Origin of the sequence: Pseudomonas sp. MIL19 (genome assembly GCF_028680365.1) — a bacterium.
Taxonomy (GTDB): Bacteria; Pseudomonadota; Gammaproteobacteria; order Pseudomonadales; family Pseudomonadaceae; genus Aquipseudomonas; species Aquipseudomonas spirodelae.
This window is the reverse complement of the sequence record NZ_JAPPVG010000016.1, coordinates 50,893-71,372: the sequence shown is the minus strand read 5'-3', so window position 1 is coordinate 71,372 and position 20,480 is coordinate 50,893. Positions and strand designations below refer to the sequence as shown.

Below are 20,480 nucleotides of genomic sequence, written 5' to 3'. Positions count from 1 at the left end.
GTGCGACTCATTGCGCACCCCCGGCAGCTTCCAGGGCGCGGGCCTTGGCCATGTGGTGGTTGTAGCGGGCAAGGCGCACGGACAGGGATGAATCAGCGCGCAGGGCGGCAAGGGCCATTGCCTTGTAGGCGTCGGCGTGACTGTTGGGTGTGGACGGATTGCGGGCGTGTTGCATGGGTGTGGCTCCTTTGTCTGAGGAGCTGCCACGGATCGTCGCCAAACGATTTTGGGTGGCAGCTGTACGCAGGTTGGCGAACCGGGGACAAAGGAACCCGGCATACCCGAAGGTATCCCGCGCACAGCCGCCATAACTCGAAACGGCAGGCGTAAAAAAAGCGCCTGCTGTTGGAAAGGGGGCGCTTGTGCGCCAATGTCTGCTCGGGTCGCCAAACCCGGTCACTGAATTTGCAGCGACTGGGGCACGATAACGCCGATGCATCAGCTTGGCAATGGTCGGGATGGTTTGCGCGCTCATGCCGCTTTACCTCCTAGCTGCTTGGTCTGGAGCTGGGCCATGTAGCGCAACAACGATTGCTTCCGGCTCTGGTAGTCCTTGCCTTGGCCAATCAGCAGCACGTCGCGCACCTCCATCAAGCCGACAAGGGTTAGCTCTGCCTCGCTCAACTGGTCACGATTGCGGCCAGCAAAAACGCCGGTCACGACCTCGTTAATTAAGCGGGCTTCGTTCATGAAGTGGTGCGGCTTGGTCATTTTGCCGCGTGCCTCATAAGTCAGCGCCAGCGCGTCACACATACCCCGGTAGCCGATAGACGATTGCTTGCGGGCCTGCTGCCAGCCGATAGAGCCACCGCGGACCAACTGATCTATCTGCTCATCACACCAGACAGCGAAGTCCACCGAAAGCCAACGGGCAAAAGGCACGGCCAGCTTCGGGTGCAGCCAGGTGCCGCCACCACGGTCAGAGCGTGCGCGACTCGTTTTTACATACGGGATAATCCCGGGACTAGAACCAGCAGTGCGCTCCAGCGCAGCCAAGTAAGCGATGGTGTCAGGTAGTCGAAGCCACTCATTGGGCACTTTGCCAAACCGTGCTGCCGCCTCTGTTGCGTTAACCCAGCCGTCAGCATTGAAGCGCACAGCCTGACCGTCGTAGTCGAAGGGAATAATGCGCGTGCTCATGCTGTCACCTCACCGCGACGATCTATGCGCGAACGCAACCAAGTCTGGATTTCTCCTAAAACCCAACCTACCGGTGCACCGCGAGCCTTGCTATCACTCAGCGGAACTGGTCGGGGGAATGTCGGATCGTCTTTTAGTCGCTTGTAGATGGTAGGGCGTGCCAAGCCGATGATGGTCTCTAGCTCAGGCATGCGCACAATAGTTAGTGCGGGATCGAATGCAGGGAAGGTGGCCGCGCTGGCTTCATGCGCCGAGGGGCGGGCAAGGGTTGTCGGTGTAAACGGTGCTTTAGGCATATCAGGGTACTCATGTTTATTTCCGTCTGGATCACCAACGCTATGTCACTGGCTAGCCTTGGGAAGCCCCTGATAAAAGTCAGTAAATAATCTGTTTTTACGATTTTTTATTGCATAAATAGCGCTTGAAAGGCCTGCTAATTAGATTGTTTGGCGATGCCTAGCACTGCTTGGTGCCGTCATGACGCGCATCTCCTTGGCCGATATATTTGAAAAGTCAGTGACATAAAAACAAGCACAAATACCACGCAGCCCACGTATCTAATGGCTTCTAGGCGTTTTCGGCTTCTTTCAAAGGGGTATTGTGCAGGTTGCACCAGTGACATAAACCGGCCCCCAAATTAAGCAGCGTGAGGGCAGTTCAATGAAGGCGAGAAAGGTACAGCCATTCTGTGCGGGCGATGACCGCATTTCCATTAGTTGCCGCGAGCTGGCCGCCGCGCTTGGCATAAAGTGGGATACGGTGCGTCAGCGTCGATACCGAGGCTGGTCGTGGTCTGAGGCTATTAACCCGAAGCTGCGCAGAACATCCTTCAATAACCACTGCAAACCTAAAGTGTGAGTTTGGCTATGCCTGCTTAGTGAACGTGCCTTGCACCACGTTGCCGGCTGCCAGCTTGTCCAGATGGTCGGCATACCATTGCAGCATGGTTGTGCGCTGCTCCAGGTACTGGGCCTTGTTGTAGATGCCGCGCACGCCGGGTGCCTTGTGGCTCAATTGGGCTTCGATATGGTCGGCGGTAAAACCATGCTCGTTCAGGATGGTGCTGGCAATATGGCGGAAGCCGTGGCCAGTCTGCCGGCCCTCATAACCGAGGCGGCGCAGGGCCATTAGAAACACGGTGTCGCTGCGTGGTTTGGTGCGATCGCTACGGCCAGGGAACAGCAGTGGATAGGCTCCAGTGATCGGGCGCAGTTCTTCCAGTAGGGCAATGGCTTGGCGGCAGAGTGGCACCAGGTGTTCGCGGCCCTTCTTGCGGCCTTTGCGCTCTACCGGGATCGTCCATAGCTTTTTGGCGAAGTCGAACTCTGACCACTGGGCTTCACGCAATTCGCTGGGGCGAACAGCCAGCAGGGTCAGCAGGCGCAAACCTAGCTGAACATCCTTGGCGTGTGGGTATGACTGAATGGCGCGGAGTAGGGCAGGCAGTTCATCGGCCGAGACGTGGGCGTAGTTCTCGGCCTTACCGGCTGACAGGAACTTATGCACGCCATCCAGTGGGTTGTTCACTGCACGGCCTGTAACGCGGGCCAGGTCGTACACGTCCTTGCAGTAGGCGCGCACCCGGCTCATCTGCTCCAGAATGCCTTGCTGCTCCATACCGCGCAGCAGCTCCATCCACTCCATAGACAATATGCCGGTGTATGGGCGCTTGCCGAATGTGGGGAACACATGACGTTCAAGCGCACCCATTACCCGCTTGGCAGTGCCGGCGTCCCAGTTGTTGAGGCGAGAGGCGTACCACTCCCGCGCTAAGTGCTCAAAGGTGTTATCAGCTGCCGCCTGTTCTTCTGCCTTGCGGGCCTGCTTACTGGCGAGCGGGTTTTTCCCCTCTGAGGCGTCGGTGCGTAATTCGGCTGCCTTCTGCCTTGCCAGTGAGCCGCTCACTTCGGGATAGCCGCCTAGGCCAAGCCACGACCACTTGCCGTCTGGCTTCTTGTAGCGCAGTTCCCACGATTTGTTGCCGTTGGGCTTTACCCGGAAATACAGGCCCGCGCCGTCTAGTTCACGGTAGGCCGTGGCCTCCGGTTCTAGGCCGGCAAGGGTGGTATCAGCCAGGGGGCGGCGTTTGATCTCTGAACGCTTCATTTTTGTGTATGCCCTCAGTTCAACTTTCGTTGAAGCATACACAGGGGCATACACGGTGGGAAGGTATAGGGGTAGACAGAGGTGAACAGCCAGATACAAGAAAGCCCGCACTAGGCGGGCTTCTTGAGGTGTTTCGGAGACTGTCTGAGACAGGTCGAAACAGGTATTTGGTGGCTACGCAGGGACTTGAACCCCGGACCCCAGCATTATGAATGCTATGCTCTAACCAGCTGAGCTACGTAGCCGAGTGGCGCGCATTATTCGCGTATTTAGGGTATGTGTCAACACTCTTTAGCGAAAATTTATGCGCGCGATCAAACGCTTACACGTTAGGCGGTAAGTTTGGTGCTTAAGCTTAGCTATCGAAGCATTTAGGTGAATTTCATTGTTTTTATACCCGGTTTTATACCCGGTATTGGGTTCGTATGGTTTGGCCTGTTAGACATCGACCAGTGATCTCGGGCTCAGATATTCACGCTTCGCCACAGCAGCGCCGATGGCTTCCTGGATATCGCGCATCCGTTTTTCTGTGAGCTCGTTTGCTGCGGGCTCGTTCTCGGGGGGCAGGTCGGGCTGTATTCCCTTATAAAACAACTCCCAGATTGCAAGCTGCTTCAGGCAGCGCTTCAGGTGTTTATTCGCCTCTTCAATTCTGACCCCATTCAATTCATGTGCAAGCTTGCTCGAATTGCGCGTGACCTTCGCCGTTATAGCCTCGCGCCGCTTTTCCCCTTTCTGATCTTGTGCCGCCTGCGAAGCTCCTTCGATCAATCTTTCGATTAGCGCCGTCTCGGTTGTTTTGTGTCTTTTCGCCAGAGTTTTGAGCGTGGCCTTGGTTGCTCTTGGGAGAGTGAAGGAGCACGTTTTCCGGCCGCCTTCCGCCAGGCGATAACGCCTTTGCCTGATGGCATTTCGTAGCCGCTCAATTAGCTTTACGCCTTCCGCCTCTTTTTCTAGGGCAGGGATCAATCTGATGAGGGACCTGAAGTCCATCGAGATCATCAGGCCGAGCTTGTTTTTTAGCGCTGGGGAGCTGCGGCTTGTTAGGTATCTTGCTGCCCATTGCCACTCATCACGATCTTTCTCGCTGAGCCAGCTTGGCGTATTTCCAGCCTCTGCCATTCACCTGTCTCCTCTCGTCAAACAGTCGCGAGACGTGGCGTCCGTTCGGCTATTGATAGATTTGTTAACAGCTACGTTAACTGAAACGTTAAAAGAAATGAATCATGCACTGGTAGTGGACACGTTAAATGTCTCGTTAACAACTTTGTTATCGGACTTGTTACATGAATTATGTATTCTGTAAAAATAGGGTATAAAATAACATCTAAATAGACGTAAATTTCCAGGTAGATCTGAAGATGATAGCGCTTTCGGTGCTGATTGATATTGGTGCAGAGTCAAGGTTCTTTCTTCAGGTTTTGACATGCAAAGCGTTAGGGAGTCTGGATGCCCCTTACAAGATCAAGCCGGTAGCGAAGGTTCTCTGCTTAACGGAAAGGTTTGTCAGGGATGCATCAAGGGAATTGGTCAAGGCAGGGCTTCTGAGGGAGAGCAAGCAGGAAGGCGGTGCTGGGCGCCCTGGGATTGAGTATTTGGCCTCGGAGTACCTACTTAATGTGCTCCGGGAAGTGGGTATTGAGTTCACGCACCAAGAACTGATGCTTCGCCTTTTTACCGAGCCAGGCATATACGCAATCGGTGACGGAGCGACGGAGCTGTCGACTGACCCGGCGGTGAATACATCACGCGCGGCTACTCGCAAAGATGGTCGACCAGCAGCTCCAGGGGCAAAAGGACGTTTAGGTGCTGCCACCCGGATCTTATTGGCTGCTCTTCTCAGCGAGGCTGATCATTGTGGCGTGGTGGCGGGTCTTGGAGAGTCGAGGCTTAGGCGCATGACTGGCCTCGATTCCTTATCGATCAAGCATCAATTGAAGCGGCTTGTGAGCTTGGGTTTTGTCCGGAGCTATGCGCCAGGGTTGTCGAATGGGGTGTTCGTTGGTTCAAAGGTAGCGAGCATTTACTACCTAAACCTCGATCACCCACAGCTCCGCATCAAACAGAGGGAGCGGGGACTAGTGGTGTACGCAACTGAAGGGCCTGCCAAGTACGACATGCTCGAAGCGGCAATGCCTACGAGAGAGGCGCTAAAAGAGTTAATGCCAGAACCTGGGCAAAAGCCTTGGGTGCTGGACATGCTCTATCACAAGCTGGCAAGCCATACCTCACAACTGCTGACGGCTATTTGGGCGGACCCTGAGTGCGAGCTCACGGATGTTAAAGCGGCAATTTTCGAAAGGATTGCTAGTGAGCTGGGCGGACCAATGACTGTTAGTCCTGATCAGGGTGTCTGCGGCCCTTGGGATGGCTTGAAAGAGAGCTTCTATGCTGAGGTGTGCCGGTGGGCGGAAAGCATCCACAAGGGATTGCGTCGAATGAAAGTTTGGCAGGGATACAAGCCTCATCTGGTTAGGCTCATTCCTGCTCCAGGTAGCAGTGATAGCTTTAGTGTTGTGTCGTTGGTTGTCTATCCAGCGCCAAGAACAAGCAGCATCTGCATCTGGGTATGGGACATTCGCGGAGGGCGGGTTGACTCGTATGTGCGAGAGGATGCTTTGGACTTGGCGCTTCGCTATGAAGTGGCACTGTTGACCAAGGCAACCTAACCCGAGTCGATCGCGGGTAATTTTTTATCGTTCTTGCACATCCTCTGAGCCATACAGAGGAGCCCGCTCATGCGAATCATCCGTTTAAAAGAGGTCATCGACTCGACCGGCCTAGCAAGATCGACCATCTATAAGTACATCGGGGAAGGTACGTTCCCGGCACCAGTCTCACTTGGCGACCGCTGCGTCGGCTGGGTCGATAGCGAGGTGCACGACTGGATCCTGGCCAAGATCGAGGAGCGCGATCTGGCTGAGGGAGCCTCCACACGCCCCATCGGCCACCTGAGCATGGCCAGCTAGAACCAGCAGCGCCATGACCGGCCTCGGCTGGTTATGGCGCTTATGCCGACTCGAACAGCTCTGTGCTCTCAGCTAACTCTCCCAAAACTCAGTGTGGTAAATCTCTCGACAGGCACGGCAATGTTGCCCCCCCATTGGCCGGCCTGGCCGGGAGGGTCAGAGGTGGGTAGAGCTGCATCTATTGATATAGCTATTAACTATCTAATTTACCTATCTAATAGCAACCATCACTATCCCTCACCACTGACCACCATCAGAGGAAAAGAAGACCAGTAAAAAGAAACACATCACGTACTTGGTATGAAAACAACCAACCAGGTGCCCACCATGACTAACCGGAATACTTACACTCACCTATCTCAATCTGATATTGCCCTACAGATTGAGTCACTGGTCCAGGCCATCGAAAAGTCCGACACACCGGCATTTCGCATAACGCAAAGCCGCTCAGGTTACGAGCACGTCGAGCAAACCAGACTCTCCCGGCATTTCACCCACATTCAACAGATGATCGACCTTTTTGATGATCGCGTTGAGTACCGCTTCAGCGAGCACCTGCAGGCGTTCAAGGAGGCTTGCCAGGACGTAGGCCTTGTGCGTGATCTTGATGGACCTGTCTGTCTGAATGAACGGGGTACGGCTTATCTCGACCACCACCACAGCATGAATGTTTTAGTCGCACGGATTCGTCAATTGACCCGTCAGCGGTGGTATCAGCGTAGGCCTGGGAATCTTAGCTTTGAGGCCCGTAAGCAGGAGAGGGAGATCGTGGAGTATACGGATGCTCTAATGAGTCTTTACTCGCGCACAACGATCATCAGGCTGGACCTGCACTACCGCCCTGAAGCTCAGGCCAGGCAGCGCGTCGAGCAGGTATTCGATCACCTTGATGATTTGATCTACCAGCACAGCCGTAATCCGATCTTTAAGCATCTCATCGGCTACACCTACTCAGTCGAGCAGGGGGAGTGTAAGAAGGGGCGGGGGTACCACATCCATGCGGCCTACTACTTCAATGGCAACATAGTGTGCCGGGATGTGCATAAAGCGATTGAGATCAGGGAGCTATGGGAAGCGATCACCCGTCGTCAGGGCTATGCCCATAGCTGCAACCATAAGAAGGAGGAGTATGGCGACAAGCTTGGCATCGGCCAGATCCATAGAGACGATCAGTCGATGCGGCCTAATACCCACGAGGCAATGAAGTACCTGGTCAAGGATGATCAGCACCTGCGCTTGAAACCTGTGGGGGCTCGATGCCTGCGTAAAGGCATTCTGAAAAATCTCAATTGAAAGCAAAGGAAGCGCTTGTGATTTGATTGATTAGGAAACTTCGGGGCGTAACTAGCGGCTCACTCGAGGTTGGATCCATTCCGGAATTCCCGAATAGTATCCAAGAAGGACTTGAGTATCGGTGATGGGTCATCAGCCCGGTAGATGCAATTCAAGTCAATGCCGGAGTTCTCCGGCATATCGCTTAGTGGGCGATAAACTACTCCGGGCAGCGCCAGCACAGTGGCGGATTCCGGCACCAAACAGACACCGAAATTACTGGCTACCAGGGCTACGCCAGTCAGCGTGTCGCCAACTTCCTGAACCACGTGCGGTGTGAAGCCCATCTGCTGGCACATGCTCATTACTTTGTCGACAAAGCTGGGGCGTGGCCCGGAGGGGAATACGATCAGAGAATGATCAGCCAACACTCGAAATGGAATTTTTTCCTGGCGTGCTAAGGCGTGATTCTCATTGACCGCTAGCAGAATTTTCTCTGTTGTTACGATCTCATTAGCGATGTCGTTTAGAGGTGCAATGAACCTGTTGAAGCCCACATCGATGCGCCGCTGCCGCAAGGCTTCGATTTGGGCCTCTTTGGTCATGTTGTGAAGGACCATCTTCACATCGGGAAAGGCACCGCGAAACATCAGTAGCAGCTTGGGAATTGTGTCGAGAATCCCTGATCCGAAGATTGCAATATCTAGTCGGCCAAGTTTGCCCTGGCCCGCCCGTTGAGTACGTTCAGTCGCTTGCTCTACCACTGAGCGAATGTTGCGCGCCTCCTCGAGTAGTAGCTCACCCGCTGGCGTCAGCTCCATCCCGCGTGGCGTGCGCGTAAACAGTTGCACGCCTAGGTCCTCTTCCAGTTGTTGAATCTGCCGTGTCAGGGGCGGTTGGGAAATGTGCAGGCGGACAGCGGCGCGGCCGATATTCTTTTCTTCGGCGACGGCGACGAAATAGCGCAGATGGCGTAGTTCCATGGTGCAGCCTTTTACTGAGTAAGGTCTGAGGGCTGTTTAAAGTGCCCAGGCTGTTGTGGTTCGGCGTGAATCATACGGTTCTCAGGTCATTCGCCATTGTTTTTGCGACCGTGCAGAAAACATGAGAAGCGGGCTGATGATAGCGGATGTGTTCATACCTTGATGTGTTCATACCTTATAGGTATTGAGGTTTTGATTTTATGGTATTGGACGGTAATCCTCGGTGGTAATAGTTTGTGATTCGAGAGCACAGACCCAGAGCGCGCCCAGAGCGCTAATGAAGGTCTATAGCCCCTACACAACAATAACAAGCTGAGGATCTCGACATGCTGCCTAGAGTCAGTCTGCCCAAATTTCGCCTAAAAACGATGTTTCTCGCCATTGCCGGCGTCTGTGCTGGAGCTGCTGCCACTGGGCCCGTCCTGGCTTTCCAGATCGACTCCGGCAACCCCGACCTGCGCATGTCGTTGGACAACACCATCAAATACAGCTCGGCGTGGCGTGTACGTGGTGCTGATTCTGCAGTCGCCGACAACTCTGTTGGCGTGCAGGCCAACACCAACGATGGCGACCTCAACTTTGGCAAGGGGCTTATCTCCAATCGTTTCGACCTGCTATCCGAGTTCGATCTGCGTTACAAGGGCAAGTACGGCATGCGTGTCAGTGGCGCGGCCTGGTACGACGATGTCTACAACAAGTCCAACGATAATCCGGGTGCGCTTGGTGGCGCGTTGGTCAACACGCGCTCGGCCGATTACGACGAGTTCACCAAGGACACGGAAAAACTCCACGGGCGTAAGGCCGAGCTGCTTGATGCTTTCGTTTATGGCAGTTTCGCGCCAGGTGATATGGGGCTTAACCTTAAAGCGGGTCGTTTCACCCAGCTGTATGGCGAGAGCCTATTCTTCGGCTCTAACAGCATTGCTGCCGCGCAGACATCGCTGGATCTGATCAAAGCCCTGTCGGTACCCAATTCCCAGTTTAAGGAAATCCTGCGCCCCATCGGCCAGGTGGCGGGTCAGCTGCAGATCAACTCTAACGTTTCGATTGGCGCTTACTACCAGTTGGAATGGCGCAAAAGTCGACTGCCTGGCGCGGGCAGCTACTTCAGCTTTGCCGACTTCATCGATGAAGGTGGTGAAACGCTGATTCTTGGCCCGGGCTTCGCGGTAAACCGTGCCGACGATATCGAGGCGCGTGATTCGGGGCAGGGCGGTGTGCAGATGCGTATCACCTCCGGTGACTACGAGTTCGGCATCTATGCCGCGCAGTATCACGACAAGATGCCGCAGTTCTATGTCTATCCGGATGCTGGCCTGTACGAGATGGTCTACGCCGAGGATATCCGCACCTTGGGTGTTAGCGTCAGCACACTGATCGGTGAAACCAACGTGGCCGCCGAAATGTCGGTTCGTGATGACATGCCATTGGTCGCCAGTGGTAACACGGTGATTGCGCCCGGTGGTTATGGTGTCATCGATGGTGGTAGCGATGCTGCCTTCCCCAAAGGCCGAACCCTGCACCTGAACCTCTCGGCGATCAGCGTGCTGTCGGCTACACCGTTCTGGGATGGTGCGTCCTTTATCGGCGAGCTGGCCTTCAACCGTGTGATGAGCGTGACCGACAACAAGAATCAACTTGATCCGCTGGCCACCCGCGATGCCGGTGCGCTGCAGCTCATCTTTACCCCTGAGTACTTCCAGGTGGCACCCGGTCTCGATCTGCAGGTGCCGATTGGTGTGGGCTACGGCCTGTTCGGCCGCTCTTCGGTCAACGGCGTGCTGTTCCCCTCCGAGAATGGCGGCAACGTCAGCATCGGTCTCAAGGCCGACTACCTGAAGACCTGGCAGGCCAGTGTGGGCTACACCCATTACTTCGGTACGGATGGCTCGGTGATCAACTATGACACCGCAGTGCCTGAGCTTTCCTACAACAACTTCCACGGCGACCGTGATTTCATCTCGTTCTCGGTTCAGCGCACGTTCTGAGTCAGGCCCCACTGGTTAGAGGATTATTACAATGCATAAGAAAACAGCTCTTTGTGCAGCATTGGCTGCAATTTTACTCAGCGCACAAGGTGTGCAGGCCGCAGTGAGTGCCGAGGAAGCCGCCGCACTGGGCAAGACGCTCAACCCGCTGGGCGGGGAAATGGCCGGTAACGCGGACGGCAGCATTCCGGCCTGGACACCCACCCTGAACGTACCGACTTCAGGCGAGAAAGTGGGTGACATTCCTCGCAAGGTGTTTGCCGATGAGAAGGCAATTGCGCAAATCAGCGCGCAGAACATGGGGCAATATGCCGAGCACCTCTCGGAGGGCACCCAAGCGCTGCTGAAGAAGTACCCCGACAGCTTCCGTGTCGACGTCTACCCGACCCATCGCACTGGCGTGGCGCCGCAGTACGTGTACGACAACTCGGTGAAAAATGCCACGAGCTGCCAGGCCACCAACCAAGGTCTGTCGCTGCAGGGCTGCTACGGCGGCGTTCCGTTCCCGATTCCCAAGGCGGGCATCGAGGTGATCTGGAACCACCTGCTACGGGTCGAGAACGAGGCGACCGATATCACCAGTTTCAAGAATATCGTGCTCGCCGCCGATGGCACGCGCACCCTGGCGACCATGAACGATCAGGCCAACCAGTACCCCTACTACTACAAGGACGGTAGCGCGGACAAATGGAACGGCGAGTACTTCCTGATGCGTTTCGCCACCGTCGCACCGCCGTTCAAGGCCGGCGAATCCCTGGTGTTCCGTGACAGTATCGACGTCAAGCAGGCGCGTCAGGCCTGGCAGTATCTGGTCGGTCAGCGTCGTGTGCGCCGCGCACCGACCGTGGCCTACGACACCCCGGACTTCGTCTCCTCGGGCACCAACTACTTCGACGAAGTGATGGGGCTGATGGGGCATATCGATCGCTTCGACTGGAAGCTGGTCGGCAAGCGCGAGATGTATGTGCCTTATAACGCCAACGAAGTGGTCACCGCGTCGCTGGATGAGGCCTACGGCAAGCACCACCTCAATCCGGACCAGGTGCGCTGGGAACTGCACCGCGTCTGGGAGGTTGAGGCGACAGTGGCCAGCGGCAAGCGCCACGCGGTGCCCAAGCGCCGCTACTACTTCGACGAGGACTCCTGGATGATCCTGTTGATGGATGGCTATGACAGCGAAGGCAAGCTGTGGCGCACCACCCAGATCACCCCGTTCGTGCTGCCGTCCACGCCGATGCTGGGCCTCAAGCCCGCGCACATCTTCAACCTGCAGGCCAACACCATGAGCACCTCCCAGTCGCTCAACGAGGCCACCTACCGGGTCGTCGAGCGCAAGCCGGAGATGCACTACACGGGTGATGCGGTAGCCGCCGACGGCGTGCGCTAAGCAAGTCAAGCCGTAGTTCCGGCGCTCGCTAATGGCGGGGGTCGGAGTCCAATCTCATGACTTTCCCACCCCGCGAGCACCTTGCTTGAAGGCGCAGCGGAGGTGGGGGGTCGGCTTCGAGTAAGAACCATGCACGCGCTAAATATGCTCCGATGGCGCACGGCCTTGGCCGCTGCCCTGATTTCAATTACCTGCTTTTCAGGCCCGTCCAGCGCAGCAGGCGGGGCGATGATTCCTGATCTGCTTGATCTTCCCGCACGGGAAAGTGCACGGGTGCAACACGGCTTGCAACTGGCAGTAGTCCGCGCAGGCGAGCGATTGGTTGCGGTTGGTGAGCGCGGTGCTGTGATGTTATCCGACGATGACGGACGTTCATGGCGCCAGGCCAACGAGGTACCGGTGAGCGTTGCCTTGACTGACGTACATTTCGTCTCGGCGACCCATGGCTGGGCGGTCGGCCACAGTGGCGTGGTTCTGCATAGCAGCGATGGTGGCGAGACTTGGCAGCGCCAGCTCGACGGCAACCAGGCCGCCGTTGCGATTCGCAATGACGCCCAGCGTCGAACCGAGGCCGGCGAGGAGGGCGCTGTAGCCGCCCTGCGCAGCGCTGAATACCTAGTCAGCGACGGCCCAGACAAGCCGTTCCTCGGTGTACGTTTCCACGACGAGCTGCGTGGCTATGTGGTCGGCGCCTACGGCATCGCCCTGTCCACTGTCGACGGTGGGAAGAGCTGGCAGTCGCTGGTCGGGCGGATTCCCAACCCGCGCGCTAAGCACCTCTATCAGGTGCAGATCAAGAACCGCGACCTGCTGATCGCCGGCGAGCAGGGTGCGCTGTTCCGTTCCACAGATGGCGGCGCCCGCTTCAGCGAGATAGCCACCCCTTACAGCGGCACTTTCTTCGGTGCTCTCGACCTGCGAGACGACGTCCTGCTGGCCTTCGGCCTGCGCGGTAATGCCTGGCGCAGCGCGGATGGCGGTGCCAGCTGGCAGCATATTGAACTGGGGCAGCCGGTGACGGTCAGCGCCGGCCACCAACTGCGCGACGGTTCGGTACTGCTCGCTGACGAAAGCGGGCGTCTGCTGCGCAGCACCGATGACGGCCAGCACTTCAACGCCCTGGCGGTCCAGCCCGGCACCGGTCTGACCGGTATCGCCGAGGCGGCCGATGGCGCCCTGATCATATCCAGCGCTCGTGGGCTGACCCGTGTCGAGCCGGATGCCATTGTTGTGGGAGTCAAATGATGAGCCACGTCCAGACCATTGGCCATGACGCGGTGATCCGTGACGTGGCGGCGTTTGACCGCCGCTCCGGGTCGCTGCTTGAACGGCTGCTGTTCAACAACCGCCCCGCAGTGCTGCTGATCTGCCTGATCACCACCCTGGTGCTGGGCTACCAGGCGCTCGGGCTGTCGCTCAACGCGGCCTTCGACAAGATGATTCCTACTAACCATCCCTACATCAACAACTTCCTCGACAACCGCAAGCAGCTGGCCGGTGGCGGCAATGGCATGCGTATCGCGGTGGCGGTGAAGGAGGGCAGCATCTTCGATGCCGAGTACCTGGACACCGTGCGCCAGCTTAGCGATGAGCTGTTCCTGCTGCCCGGCGTCGACCGCCCGTACATGAAATCGCTCTGGGCGCCGGCGGTACGCTGGACCGGTGTCACCGAGGACGGTCTGGACGGCGGCCCGGTGATTCCCGACGACTACGACGGCTCGGCGGAAAGCCTCGAGCAGGTGCGCATCAACGTCGAGCGCTCCGGCGAGATCGGCCAACTGGTGGCGGAGAACTACCGCTCCAGCATCATCCTGCTGCCGCTGCAGGATCGCATCGCCGAGACTGGTGAGCGCATCGACTATCACGCGTTATCGCAGCGTATTGAAGCGTTGCGCGCTAAGTACGAGTCGGACAAGGTCTCCATCCACGTCACCGGTTTCGCCAAGGTGGTCGGCGACCTGATCGAAGGCCTGCTGCAGGTGCTGATGTTCTTCGCTGCGGCCATCGTCATCTGCACCACGCTGCTCTACTGGTACACCCGTTGCCTGCGCAGCAGCCTGCTGGTGATGTTCTGCTCGCTGGTCGCAGTGGTCTGGCTGTTCGGCCTGCTGCCGACCCTCGGCTATGAGCTAGACCCGTACTCGATACTGGTGCCCTTCGTGGTGTTCGCCATCGGCATGAGCCATGGCGCGCAGAAGATGAACGGCATCATGCAGGCGATCGGCCGCGGCACCCACAAGCTGGTGGCTGCGCGCTACACCTTCCGCCGACTGTTCATCACCGGCATGGTCGCGCTGATCACAGACGCTATTGGCTTTGCCGTGCTGATGGTGATCGATATTCCGGTCATCCAGGACCTGGCGGTGACCGCCAGCATCGGTGTGGCTACGCTAATCGTCACTAACCTGATCATGCTGCCGATACTGCTCTCTTATATTGGCGTCAGCGCCAGCGCCGCCGAGCGCAGCCAGCGCAACGAGCGTCTGGAGGCCGCCGATGCCCAGCACAAGCGCCATCCGTTCTGGTCGTTCCTCGACCTGTTCACCCAGCGCAAGTGGGCCAGCATCGCTCTGCTGACCGGTGCAGGCCTGGCCGTACTTGGCCTGACCGTGGGCTCCCAGCTGCGCGTCGGCGATACCGATCCGGGTGCGCCGGAGCTGCGCGCCGACTCGCGCTACAACCTCGACAACGCCTTCATGGGCACCAACTACGCGGCCAGCAGCGACGTGTTCATCGTCATGGTCAAAACCCCGCAATACGCCTGCGCCCACTACAGCACCCTGCGTGCGGTTGACACGCTGGAGCGCGAGCTGCAACAGCTGCCGGGGGTGGAGGGCACCAGCTCGCTGGCAGGTCTGGCCAAGGTGGCCAACGCCGGGATGAACGAGGGCAGCCTCAAGTGGTTCGAGATGCCGCGCTCGCAGGACATGCTCAACGCGATCATCACCCGCGCGCCGCGCGAGATGTTCAACCAGAACTGCGACCTGCTGACTGTCTATGCCTACCTCAAGGACCACAAGGCTGACACCCTGACCAGCGTGGTTGAGACCGTCGAGCGCTTCGATGCCCGCTACGGCAGCGCGGATATCCGCTTCCTTAACGCCGCTGGCAATGCGGGTATCGAGGCGGCTACTAACATCGTCGTCGAGAATGCCAACAAACTGATGCTGGTGCTGGTCTACGCTGCTGTGATCATCCTCGCCTTCATCACCTTCCGCTCCTGGCGGGCGGTGGTCTGCGCGGTGCTGCCGCTGATGATCACCTCGCTGCTCTGCCAGGCGCTGATGGTTTGGCTGAATATCGGCGTCAAGGTGGCAACGCTACCGGTGATCGCGCTCGGTGTTGGCATTGGTGTGGACTACGCGCTGTATGTGATGACCGTGACCCTGGCGCGGATGAAGGAAGGCATGAGCCTGTCCGAGGCTTACTACAAGGCGCTGATCTCCACCGGCAAGGTGGTCGTGCTGACCGGAATCACTTTGGGGCTGGCCGTGGCCACTTGGGCCTGGTCGCCAATTAAGTTCCAGGCCGATATGGGTATCCTGCTGGCATTCATGTTCGTCTGGAACATGCTTGGCGCACTTATCCTCCTACCCGCTCTGGCGCACTTCCTGTTTCGTCCGCAAGCGCTAGTTGCTCAGTCCTGAGTTGAGTCACCGCGATAACCAGGTCGCTCCCGATGGACGGCCTGGTGAACGCAATGCGGGTGAAGGGACGCAATGGCAATGCTCAGTAAATTGAGCCTGGATGCGGGGCGTGCTAGCGCTGCTACTCGCGGTGGTCGCCATATTTAAGTATCGAGAAGCCCGGGGCCACAGCCTCATGGTGCTTGATGTCTGGGCTCATTCGCAGATACCTGCGCACATGCAACATATTCATGCCCTGGTCATGAAATTGTTTAGCTGCCTGGCGAGGGGCAGGGTGCTGCAGCAACCGTCTAGAGGCTCGCAGAGCAGCCCTCTCTATTTTGTTTCAGAGAGTGGGCGCTTATCGGCGGATTCATGATCGCTTGCTTGGTCAGGCCTGAGTGGTAAGGCATGATGATCTGCGTTATCGCGCTGCGCCTTTGGTTGGCGAGACTTACCAAGATTTTAAACTGTCATGTACTGCATCAGTCGTACAGACAGAGGCCCATCAAGCGAAGACGATAGCTCGCACTTACAACAATAAATGCCAGCGGCTAGGTGGATTCCAGGGCCTTGCCACTAAGCTGGCCTGCTTTAGGGGTTTAAATGGCAGAGCAACCTCTGGTCGAACGCTTCAATTTGCGTTCACGACTGCGCTTCAATATCGAGAGCGGGCAAATCTGGCTCGACGAGAACCGCATGCTGTTGATGCATGCCAAAGCCTTTGGTGCTTTGCGCCAGGAACTGTTTGAGTCCCTTGGCCCCAATCGTGCAAAGGGGCTGCTGTTTCGCATGGGATTTGCAGCTGGTCAGCATGATGCCGACCTCGCGCATAAACTTCATGGTGAAGGCGAAAACTACGACGTATTCAAGATCGGCCCAGAGCTGCATGCGTTCGAGGGCTTGGTACGCTCGACCATTCTCGACGCCAAAATCGACTGGGAAGAAGGCACCTTTTTCGGCACAGTCAATTGCGACAACTCCTGGGAGGCGGAATCCCATTTGCAGTTGTTCGGTGTCAGCAGTGAACCGGCCTGCTGGAATATGGCCGGTTATGCATCGGGCTATGTCACTCGCTTCTTTAAACGCGTGATCATCTTTCGCGAAACCCAGTGCGTCTGTTGTGGCGCCTCCGCCTGCATGCTGGAAGGGCGTCCCCTCGAGGCGTGGGGCAATGAGGATTTTCTGGAGCATTGTCTGTCGCCGGAAACTCAGGAAACATCCTTCGAGCAGTTGCAAGACGAGTTATGGCAGCTGCGTGGGCGCCAACGCGAGCAGCGTCCGTCGGGCAAGCTGGTGGGCAGTTCGCCGGCGTTCAGCGCCGCTTTCAGTCTGCTCAGCAAGGCCGCCAACAGCCCGATAACAGTGCTGCTGCTGGGCGAGACCGGGGTCGGCAAGGAAGTGTTTGCCCAGTGGCTGCACGAAAACAGCGGTCGTGCCGACAAACCTTTCGTCGCCGTCAACTGCGCCGCCATTCCCAACGATCTGATCGAATCGGAGCTGTTCGGCGTACAGAAAGGGGCCTATACCGGTGCGCAGGCTTCACGCCCCGGCAAGTTCGAGCGCGCCGATGGCGGTACGCTATTTCTCGATGAGTTGGGCGAGCTGTCGCCGGCTGCTCAGGTCAAGCTGTTGCGCGTCCTGCAAACCGGCGAAGTCGAGCGTCTTGGCGACGACAAGTTGCGCAATGTCAACGTACGCCTGGTGGCGGCGACCAACGTCAATTTGCAGCAGGCGATTGCTGATGGCCGTTTCCGATCTGACCTTTACTACCGCCTGGCGACCTATCCCCTGGAGATTCCGCCACTGCGTCAGCGTAAGTCGGATATTCCGGTGTTGACTTCGGTACTGATCGAAAAGTACGCCCCGCTGTATCACAAGAGCATTCAAGGCATCAGTGATCTGGCCATGCAGGGGCTTATGGCCTACGACTGGCCGGGCAACGTCCGCGAGCTGGAAAACCTGGTGGAACGGGCAGTGTTGCTGGTGCCGTCTGGCGGGCAAATTGAAGTGGAGCATCTGTTTCCCGGTATGGCCCCGGTTATTGCTCCGGGTGCGGCGATCGACAGCGAGGGCAAGGTCGGTAATGCCGATGAGGCGAAGAAAGACCAGCTCTATGAGGCTTTGCTGGTCGACGACTTCGACCTGCAGGCCCATGAGGCACGCCTGCTACAACTCGCTGTGGCGCGTGCCAATGGCAACCTGACCCACGCGGCCCGTCTGCTTGGCATCACTCGCAGGCAGCTGGCTTACCGGGTGAAGCAGACGCTGAAGGACGGCGATACCATGCCTGATGCCTGACAAAAGCGTATAGCGCTGCTCTTTCGGGCTCGCCGGCGCACCGCCATTGCACTTCGATTCGCCCTCAGCGCGAGAAAGGCATGGAGATTGTTCGGTTTTGTGTCAGATGCGTCGTTCGACGCCTTTTTTTTTCCTGTGTAACCGGTTAATCGCCCCGTTGTTTGGCCGGCGCGCCTGAGTAGCCGCGATATGTGGCGTTTTGCCGCAGCGCTAGCCTTACGTTTTTGTAAGGCTGGAGGGGGTGATGGACAGAAGCGTCACGTAGCAAGGCACCTAAAAATCCTTATATTTTTCATTAAATTCATATAGATCAATGCTTTAACTTTGTTGGCACCATCTCTGCATTATTCGGTTGAAGCTGTAAATCCAGCTTTCGCCAGCCGATCAAGGCGGCGTAGAGCAAACCGCATCAAGCCAATAATGGAGACAACAAATGGCGATGACAGGTGTATTGCGTCCAGGGCATGCCCAGGTACGCGTGTTGAACCTCGAAGAAGGCATCCACTTCTACCGCAACGTGCTGGGGTTGGTAGAGACCGGGCGTGACGACCAGGGCCGGGTGTATTTCAAATGCTGGGATGAACGCGATCACAGCTGCTACATCATCCGCGAGGCGGATACTGCCGGTATCGATTTCTTTGGCTTCAAGGTGCTGGACAAGGCCACCCTGGAAAAGCTCGACGCCGATCTGCAGGCCTACGGCCTGACCACGACCCGCATCCCTGCGGGAGAGATGCTGGAAACCGGCGAGCGCGTGCGCTTCGAGTTGCCGTCTGGCCATCTGATCGAGTTGTACGCGGAGAAAACCTGCGTCGGCAACGGCATTTCCGAGGTCAACCCGGCCCCCTGGAATGCCCAGCGCGAGCATGGCATTGCTCCCATACAGCTAGACCACTGCCTGCTGTACGGGCCGAATATTGCCGAAGTGCAGAAAATCTTCACCGAAGTCCTGGGCTTTTACCTGGTCGAGCGCGTGCTCAGCCCGGATGGCGACAGCGACATGGGCATCTGGTTGTCGTGCTCGCACAAGGTTCATGACATCGCCTTCGTCGAGTACCCGGAGAAGGGCAAGCTGCACCACTGCTCCTTTCTGCTCGAGTCGTGGGAGCAGGTGTTGCGCGCCGGCGACATCATGTCGATGAACGAAGTGAACGTGGACATCGGTCCAACCCGTCACGGCGTGACTCGCGGTTGCACCATCTATGCGTGGGATCCCTCCGGTAACCGCTTTGAAACCTTCATGGGCGGCTACCACCCCTATCCGGACTACGAGCCACTGTCCTGGACCTATGACAACTTTGCCCAGGGTCTCGATTACCCACAGCGCAAGTTGCACGAAACCTTCCTGACCGTTGTGACCTGAGGGCGCCCCATGAACTTGCCTGATGAGTCACTGGACATGCAGCCGGCCGACCTCGATACGCGCAAGCGTTTCGTTCGAGTCACCGGTAGCCGTGGCAGCAACTTTGTCGAGTTCGACTTCGCCATCGGCGAACCCGAGTTGTTCGTGGAAATGATCCTGACGCACGAAGCGTTCGACGAGTTCTGTCGCACCAACCAGGTCGAGTCGATGCCGGCATTACCTGAGGTCGATGGTGAGGACGACGAGGCGGGGCAATGGGACTGGCGCCTGGCGGATGCTACTCAGGTTCGTTTCAAAAACTAATCGAATTGGGCGCTTCACCCTGGGTGAGGCGCCGGTGGGAGAGACACATGCACATCGATCTTCGCACGGTCAGCATCCAGCCCTTGCGGCAGACGTTTGACCACCTGGCCCGGCGCTTTGGCGACAAACCAGCCTCGCGTTATCAGGAGGGCAGCTACGACATCCAGGCGGCGGAAAACCTGCACTACCGGCCGACCTGGGATCCGGATCAGGCGCTCTACGACGCAGGTATCACCAAGATCGTGATGAGCGACTGGTATGCCCTGAAAGACCCGCGCCAGTTCTACTACAGCACCTACACCCTGGCCCGTGCCCGCCAGCAGGAAAACACTGAAGCCAACTTCAGCTTCGTCGAAACCCGTGGTTTGGCCGACATGCTGCCGGATGATCTGCGCCGCCGCGCGCTCAATCTGCTGGTGCCGCTACGCCATGCCGCCTGGGGCGCCAACCTGAACAATACCTTCATCTGTAGCTATGGCTACGGCACGGTGTTTACCCAGCCGTGCATGTACCACGCCATGGATAACCTGGGCATCGCCCAATACCTGTCGCGCATCGGCCTGCTGCTCGGCGGCACCGAAGCCTTGGAGGAGGGTAAGGCCGCCTGGATGGACGGTGATGCCTGGCAAGGGTTGCGTCGTTACACCGAGGACTGCCTGGTCGTGCGCGATCCGTTAGAGCTGTTTGTCGCGCAGAACGTGGCCATGGACGGACTGCTGTATCCGCTGGTGTACGAGCGCATCGTCGATGAGCAGTTTGCGGCCAATGGTGGTTCGGTAGTGGCCATGCTCGCGCAGTTCATGAGCGACTGGTTCGATGAAACCCGCAAGTGGGTCGATGCGGTGATGAAGGTCGCTGCTGCCGAGTCCGAGCAAAACCGCGAGCAATTGCAGGCCTGGACCATCACTTGGCGTGATCGCGCCGCAGCAGCTTTGTTGCCGGTGATCGAACAGGCGTTTGCCGGGCAGGCCGATGAAGTCATGGGTGAACAACTGGCTGCCTTCAAGGCCCGCCTCGATAAAACCGGCGTGGTGGTCTGAGG

The 20,480-nt window shown here is 57.6% G+C and carries 17 protein-coding genes and 1 tRNA gene; 11 read left to right on the top strand and 7 right to left on the bottom strand.

Annotated elements, in window-relative coordinates:
- Positions 1–7: 7 nt before the first annotated feature.
- From N1078_RS12470 to N1078_RS12445, 6 genes are all read right to left on the bottom strand, one after another.
- Positions 8–175, bottom strand: coding sequence for a hypothetical protein (locus tag N1078_RS12470; protein ID WP_274088495.1), 168 nt, complete (start codon positions 173–175; stop codon positions 8–10).
- Positions 176–471: 296 nt separating this feature from the next.
- Positions 472–1,140 (bottom strand): KilA-N domain-containing protein, encoded by a 669-nt coding sequence (locus N1078_RS12465; protein WP_274088494.1) that lies wholly within the window; start codon positions 1,138–1,140, stop codon positions 472–474.
- Positions 1,137–1,436: a helix-turn-helix transcriptional regulator gene (locus N1078_RS12460; RefSeq protein ID WP_274088493.1), complete on the bottom strand. Its 300-nt coding sequence runs from the start codon at positions 1,434–1,436 to the stop codon at positions 1,137–1,139. Before N1078_RS12460 ends, N1078_RS12465 begins: the two co-directional genes overlap by 4 nt.
- 568 nt (positions 1,437–2,004) lie before the next feature.
- Positions 2,005–3,246: a tyrosine-type recombinase/integrase gene (locus N1078_RS12455; RefSeq protein WP_274088492.1), complete on the bottom strand. Its 1,242-nt coding sequence runs from the start codon at positions 3,244–3,246 to the stop codon at positions 2,005–2,007.
- A gap of 168 nt (positions 3,247–3,414) precedes the next feature.
- Positions 3,415–3,491: transfer RNA gene (locus tag N1078_RS12450), tRNA-Met, on the bottom strand.
- A 193-nt stretch (positions 3,492–3,684) separates the two neighbouring features.
- Positions 3,685–4,368, bottom strand: a complete 684-nt coding sequence (locus tag N1078_RS12445) for a hypothetical protein (RefSeq protein ID WP_274088491.1) — start codon at positions 4,366–4,368, stop codon at positions 3,685–3,687.
- Between the two features lie 239 nt (positions 4,369–4,607).
- On the opposite strand from N1078_RS12445, the gene N1078_RS12440 reads away from it, so the two are divergent.
- The 3 genes from N1078_RS12440 to N1078_RS12430 all read left to right on the top strand — a co-directional run bounded on the left by N1078_RS12440 (position 4,608) and on the right by N1078_RS12430 (position 7,508).
- Complete coding sequence (locus tag N1078_RS12440; protein ID WP_274088490.1) at positions 4,608–5,915, top strand: hypothetical protein; 1,308 nt, start codon at positions 4,608–4,610, stop codon at positions 5,913–5,915.
- 69 nt (positions 5,916–5,984) lie between these two features.
- Positions 5,985–6,215 carry a helix-turn-helix transcriptional regulator gene (locus N1078_RS12435; protein WP_274088489.1) on the top strand — a complete coding sequence of 77 codons (231 nt, stop codon included), beginning with the start codon at positions 5,985–5,987 and terminating at the stop codon, positions 6,213–6,215.
- A gap of 327 nt (positions 6,216–6,542) precedes the next feature.
- Positions 6,543–7,508 (top strand): inovirus-type Gp2 protein, encoded by a 966-nt coding sequence (locus N1078_RS12430; protein WP_274088502.1) that lies wholly within the window; start codon positions 6,543–6,545, stop codon positions 7,506–7,508.
- A 59-nt stretch (positions 7,509–7,567) separates the two neighbouring features.
- Here the strand turns inward: N1078_RS12430 and N1078_RS12425 are convergent, their stop codons facing one another.
- Positions 7,568–8,470: a LysR substrate-binding domain-containing protein gene (locus N1078_RS12425; RefSeq protein WP_274088488.1), complete on the bottom strand. Its 903-nt coding sequence runs from the start codon at positions 8,468–8,470 to the stop codon at positions 7,568–7,570.
- A 326-nt stretch (positions 8,471–8,796) separates the two neighbouring features.
- Between N1078_RS12425 and N1078_RS12420 the strand changes: the two genes are divergently transcribed.
- From N1078_RS12420 to N1078_RS12385, 8 genes are all read left to right on the top strand, one after another.
- Positions 8,797–10,458: a DUF1302 domain-containing protein gene (locus tag N1078_RS12420; RefSeq protein WP_274088487.1), complete on the top strand. Its 1,662-nt coding sequence runs from the start codon at positions 8,797–8,799 to the stop codon at positions 10,456–10,458.
- A gap of 31 nt (positions 10,459–10,489) precedes the next feature.
- Complete coding sequence (locus tag N1078_RS12415) at positions 10,490–11,845, top strand: DUF1329 domain-containing protein (RefSeq protein WP_274088486.1); 1,356 nt, start codon at positions 10,490–10,492, stop codon at positions 11,843–11,845.
- Positions 11,846–12,073: 228 nt separating this feature from the next.
- On the top strand, positions 12,074–13,090 hold the full coding sequence (locus N1078_RS12410; protein WP_274088485.1) for a WD40/YVTN/BNR-like repeat-containing protein: 1,017 nt from the start codon (positions 12,074–12,076) through the stop codon (positions 13,088–13,090).
- Complete coding sequence (locus tag N1078_RS12405) at positions 13,090–15,492, top strand: efflux RND transporter permease subunit (protein ID WP_274088484.1); 2,403 nt, start codon at positions 13,090–13,092, stop codon at positions 15,490–15,492. The genes N1078_RS12410 and N1078_RS12405 overlap by 1 nt, the downstream gene beginning before the upstream one ends.
- Positions 15,493–16,077: 585 nt before the next feature.
- Positions 16,078–17,772 carry a sigma-54-dependent Fis family transcriptional regulator gene (locus N1078_RS12400; protein WP_274088483.1) on the top strand — a complete coding sequence of 565 codons (1,695 nt, stop codon included), beginning with the start codon at positions 16,078–16,080 and terminating at the stop codon, positions 17,770–17,772.
- Positions 17,773–18,205: 433 nt separating this feature from the next.
- Positions 18,206–19,135, top strand: a complete 930-nt coding sequence (locus tag N1078_RS12395) for a catechol 2,3-dioxygenase (protein ID WP_274088482.1) — start codon at positions 18,206–18,208, stop codon at positions 19,133–19,135.
- Positions 19,136–19,144: 9 nt separating this feature from the next.
- Positions 19,145–19,438, top strand: a complete 294-nt coding sequence (locus tag N1078_RS12390; RefSeq protein WP_274088481.1) for a phenol hydroxylase subunit — start codon at positions 19,145–19,147, stop codon at positions 19,436–19,438.
- A 47-nt stretch (positions 19,439–19,485) separates the two neighbouring features.
- A complete protein-coding gene (locus N1078_RS12385) occupies positions 19,486–20,478 on the top strand; it encodes an aromatic/alkene monooxygenase hydroxylase subunit beta (protein WP_274088480.1) in 993 nt (330 codons plus the stop codon).
- Positions 20,479–20,480 lie beyond the last annotated feature (2 nt).

Bases quoted from the DNA above. Each gene is read 5' to 3' on its own strand.
- N1078_RS12470 (WP_274088495.1), bottom strand. From the start codon at position 175: ATGCAACACGCCCGCAATCCGTCCACACCCAACAGTCACGCCGACGCC.
- N1078_RS12465 (WP_274088494.1), bottom strand. From the start codon at position 1,140: ATGAGCACGCGCATTATTCCCTTCGACTACGACGGTCAGGCTGTGCGC.
- N1078_RS12460 (WP_274088493.1), bottom strand. From the start codon at position 1,436: ATGCCTAAAGCACCGTTTACACCGACAACCCTTGCCCGCCCCTCGGCG.
- N1078_RS12455 (WP_274088492.1), bottom strand. From the start codon at position 3,246: ATGAAGCGTTCAGAGATCAAACGCCGCCCCCTGGCTGATACCACCCTT.
- N1078_RS12445 (WP_274088491.1), bottom strand. From the start codon at position 4,368: ATGGCAGAGGCTGGAAATACGCCAAGCTGGCTCAGCGAGAAAGATCGT.
- N1078_RS12440 (WP_274088490.1), top strand. From the start codon at position 4,608: ATGATAGCGCTTTCGGTGCTGATTGATATTGGTGCAGAGTCAAGGTTC.
- N1078_RS12435 (WP_274088489.1), top strand. From the start codon at position 5,985: ATGCGAATCATCCGTTTAAAAGAGGTCATCGACTCGACCGGCCTAGCA.
- N1078_RS12430 (WP_274088502.1), top strand. From the start codon at position 6,543: ATGACTAACCGGAATACTTACACTCACCTATCTCAATCTGATATTGCC.
- N1078_RS12425 (WP_274088488.1), bottom strand. From the start codon at position 8,470: ATGGAACTACGCCATCTGCGCTATTTCGTCGCCGTCGCCGAAGAAAAG.
- N1078_RS12420 (WP_274088487.1), top strand. From the start codon at position 8,797: ATGCTGCCTAGAGTCAGTCTGCCCAAATTTCGCCTAAAAACGATGTTT.
- N1078_RS12415 (WP_274088486.1), top strand. From the start codon at position 10,490: ATGCATAAGAAAACAGCTCTTTGTGCAGCATTGGCTGCAATTTTACTC.
- N1078_RS12410 (WP_274088485.1), top strand. From the start codon at position 12,074: ATGATTCCTGATCTGCTTGATCTTCCCGCACGGGAAAGTGCACGGGTG.
- N1078_RS12405 (WP_274088484.1), top strand. From the start codon at position 13,090: ATGAGCCACGTCCAGACCATTGGCCATGACGCGGTGATCCGTGACGTG.
- N1078_RS12400 (WP_274088483.1), top strand. From the start codon at position 16,078: ATGGCAGAGCAACCTCTGGTCGAACGCTTCAATTTGCGTTCACGACTG.
- N1078_RS12395 (WP_274088482.1), top strand. From the start codon at position 18,206: ATGGCGATGACAGGTGTATTGCGTCCAGGGCATGCCCAGGTACGCGTG.
- N1078_RS12390 (WP_274088481.1), top strand. From the start codon at position 19,145: ATGAACTTGCCTGATGAGTCACTGGACATGCAGCCGGCCGACCTCGAT.
- N1078_RS12385 (WP_274088480.1), top strand. From the start codon at position 19,486: ATGCACATCGATCTTCGCACGGTCAGCATCCAGCCCTTGCGGCAGACG.